Here is a 3,178-nt window from a genome sequence, read left to right on the forward strand (position 1 = left end):
GACCGCCGCGAACTGGCCCAGTCCGGGTTCGGCGCGCATGTTCTGGTCGATCCGGCCCAGCGGTCGGTGTTCGACGCCTTCCGCACGTTGCGCGCCGAACGCCACATGAACGGCTCCGCCGTGGTGTTCGAATGCGTTGGCGCTGCGGGTCTCATCGACAGCATCGTCGCGGATGCGGAGTTCTCATCACGCATTTACTGCGCGGGTGGCTGGTACACCGGCGACACCCTCGACATCACCAAAGCCACCCGAAACGGCCTGACTCTCCAGTTCGGTGGAGGACCGCTCCCGCAGGACTGGTACGGCGTTCTGGATGCGGTCGTCGAGGGGAAGCTGAACCCACTGCCCAGCGTCGGCAAGATCATCGGCCTCGACGAGGTGCCCGCGGCGCTGGCGGCGGCGCGGCGATCCGAAGGCCCACCCCGCGTCGTGATCCACCCGAACGGTGACTTCTGATGTCGGACCGCGACGACATTTTCGACCTCACAGTCCGGTATGCAACGGCAATCGACAGCCGGCAATATCGGCTTCTCACGACAGTCTTCGCCGAGGATGCGCGCATCGACTACGGTTTGGTCGGCCAGTGGACCGGTGGCGCAGAGGTGGCGCGGTTTATGGAAGCAGCGCACGTCGGCGCGGCGCACACGATCCATCGAATGACCAACCAGGCCATCGCAATAGACACCGACACCGCGACGATCCGCACCTACGTCGACGCACTGATCCTGATGGAGGACGGCTCGGGCGCGAACCCCGTCGGTTACTACGACGACCACGCCGTACGGACGCCGGACGGTTGGCGGATCGACCGCCGTACCTACACCTCGGTTCGGCTCGCTGCGGTGCCGGGCGCCCATGGGTGACATCGCACGGAGGTACGGACCGTGGGCGGTGATCGTCGGCGCGTCCGACGGATGCGGCGCCTTGTTCGCCGAGAGGTTGGCGCAGGAAGGAGTGAACGTTGCGCTGGTCGCTCGTCGCCGACGCGTGCTCGACACGGTAGCCGAGGCGATTCACGAGCGCACCGGTGTCAAAACCCGGACGCTCGCCATCGATCTCACCGAGCCCGACGCTGCCCAGTCCATCATCGACGCCACCGCAGACCTCGAGGTCGGCATGCTGGTGTACTGCGCCGGCGGGGATCCGAACTACCAGCCTTTTCTTGCCAATCCGGTATCGAGAGCCGAAGCCCTGCTGCAACGCAACTGCCTGGTGCTGATGCGGTTGTGTCACCACTTCTCGGGCCTCATGGTCGACCGAGGACGCGGCGGCATCGTGAACTTCACTTCTGGTGCTGCGCTAGCCGGTGGCCGAAACATGGTGGCATACGGAGGAACCAAGGCCTTCGACATGGTTTTCACTGAGGGGCTGTGGGCGGAGTTGCACGACAAGGGCGTGGACGTCCTGGGTCTGGTCCTCGGCATGACCGATACACCGGCTCTGCGGCAACTGGAATTCGAGCGCGGCCGACTGAAATCCGTCGACGAGGTTCCCCAGGGTGCGGTGACAGCCGCGAGCGTGGTGGACGAGGCGTTCGCCAACCTCGGCAACGGACCGACGATCGCCACGGGCGATGACGTCCGGATGGCATTTGAACTTTTCAAGTCCATGACACGCAACGAAGTGGTTCGAATGATCATGCAGGCCAGCGCCGAAGTCATGGGTTCCGACGCACGGCAGCCCGGTTAGCAGCGACCGTGTTCACCCTTCGCTTCGACATGCGAGCGCCCACCATCGGAGCGCCGGCCACCGAGTTGTACGCCGCCGCCAGCGAGATGTCGGCATGGGCCGAGCAGCATGGCTGTATCGCCGTCGTGCTCTGCGAACACCACTGCGCGGACGACGGTTATCTGCCGTCGCCGTTACTGCTCGGTGCGGCCATTGCCGCTCGCACGAAGCAACTCTTGGTGAACCTGACAATTCTGCTGCCCTTCTACGATCCGGCACGGCTGGCCGAGGACATCGCCGTGCTGGATCACATCAGCGCGGGCAGAGCCACCTACGTCTTCGGAATCGGATATCGCGCTGAGGAATACGCTCACTTCGGACTCTCGATGTCCGACCGCGGCAGGCTGGCGGACGAGAAGCTCGGCGTGTTACGCCGCCTCCTCGCCGGCGAAGAGATCGAACACGGCGGCAGACGAATGAAAGTCACCCCGCGGCCGCGCACGCCGGAAGGCCCCATGATGAGCTGGGGCGGCGCCAGCCTGGCGGCCGCGCGGCGCGCTGGACGTAACGGTCTCGGCTTGCTCGCCAACGGCGGGGTGCCAGGAATGCGGGAAGCTTACGAAAAAGCATGTCGCGACAACGGCTTCGAGCCCGGCTTTGTCGTCATCCCCGAGCGTGACGCAGCGACCAACTGCTTCGTGGCCGACGATGTCGACGCGGCGTGGGACGAGATCGGCAAGTACCTCCTGCACGATGCAATCGCCTACTCGGAATGGAATCCCGACAACGCGGTGTCCGCCAACATCACCACCGCCAGGACCATCGACGAGCTGCGCAACACGTCGTCACACGTGATCCTCTCGGTCGACGAAGCGCGGAAGCGCATCGCAGCAGGTGAAATGTTCAACATTTCGCCACTGTGCGGCGGGATACCGCCCGCGATCGCATGGCCCTACTTGAAGAGATTCGCCGAGCTGCAGTAGTCGAAAGGACACGAGATGAGCCTTGACGGGGGCGCGGCGGAAGTAGGCACGTCTTTGGGATCCGTTCACTTCGACCCCTTCTCGGATGAATTCTTCAACGATCCGTTCGAGATTTACCGCCAACTACGCGATCGGGCGCCGGTCTACCACAGCACGCAGTACGACTTCTGGGCCCTTTCCCGCTATGAGGATGTCGCGAGCGCGATGCGCGATCACGAAAGGTATTCCTCGGCGAAGGGTGTGACGCTCGATCATTTCATCGATCCCGACGCGATGATCCCGCACGGAGTGATCATCATGATGGACCCTCCGCAGCACACCAGAATGCGGTCGCTGGTAAACAAGGTTTTCACCCCGCGTGCGATCGCCAAGCTCGAGCCGATGATCCGGAAGGTGATCGACACAATCGCGCAAACCATCGATGTGACGTCGTTCGACATGGTCGAGGACTTCTCGGCGCTGTTCCCCGTCGAGATCATCACCACGATGTTGGGGGTGCCGCCGGACGGTCGCCAGCAGATCCGGCA

General features: G+C 63.8%; 3 protein-coding genes and 2 pseudogenes. All 5 read left to right on the forward strand.

Annotated features, from left to right (window positions below):
* Positions 1-456: pseudogene (locus A9X05_RS31755) on the forward strand (zinc-binding dehydrogenase); the annotation flags it as partial.
* Positions 456-863, forward strand: coding sequence for a nuclear transport factor 2 family protein (locus A9X05_RS21010; RefSeq protein ID WP_067783886.1), 408 nt, complete (start codon positions 456-458; stop codon positions 861-863). The pseudogene A9X05_RS31755 and the gene A9X05_RS21010, both read left to right, overlap by 1 nt.
* Complete coding sequence (locus A9X05_RS21015; protein WP_067783888.1) at positions 856-1,689, forward strand: SDR family oxidoreductase; 834 nt, start codon at positions 856-858, stop codon at positions 1,687-1,689. The genes A9X05_RS21010 and A9X05_RS21015 overlap by 8 nt, the downstream gene beginning before the upstream one ends.
* 8 nt (positions 1,690-1,697) lie before the next feature.
* On the forward strand, positions 1,698-2,651 hold the full coding sequence (locus A9X05_RS21020) for an LLM class flavin-dependent oxidoreductase (RefSeq protein WP_067747625.1): 954 nt from the start codon (positions 1,698-1,700) through the stop codon (positions 2,649-2,651).
* Between the two features lie 15 nt (positions 2,652-2,666).
* A pseudogene (locus A9X05_RS21025) lies at positions 2,667-3,178 on the forward strand (cytochrome P450); the annotation flags it as partial.

This window comes from Mycobacterium sp. E3298 (assembly GCF_001666895.1).
Lineage (GTDB): Bacteria > Actinomycetota > Actinomycetes > Mycobacteriales > Mycobacteriaceae > Mycobacterium.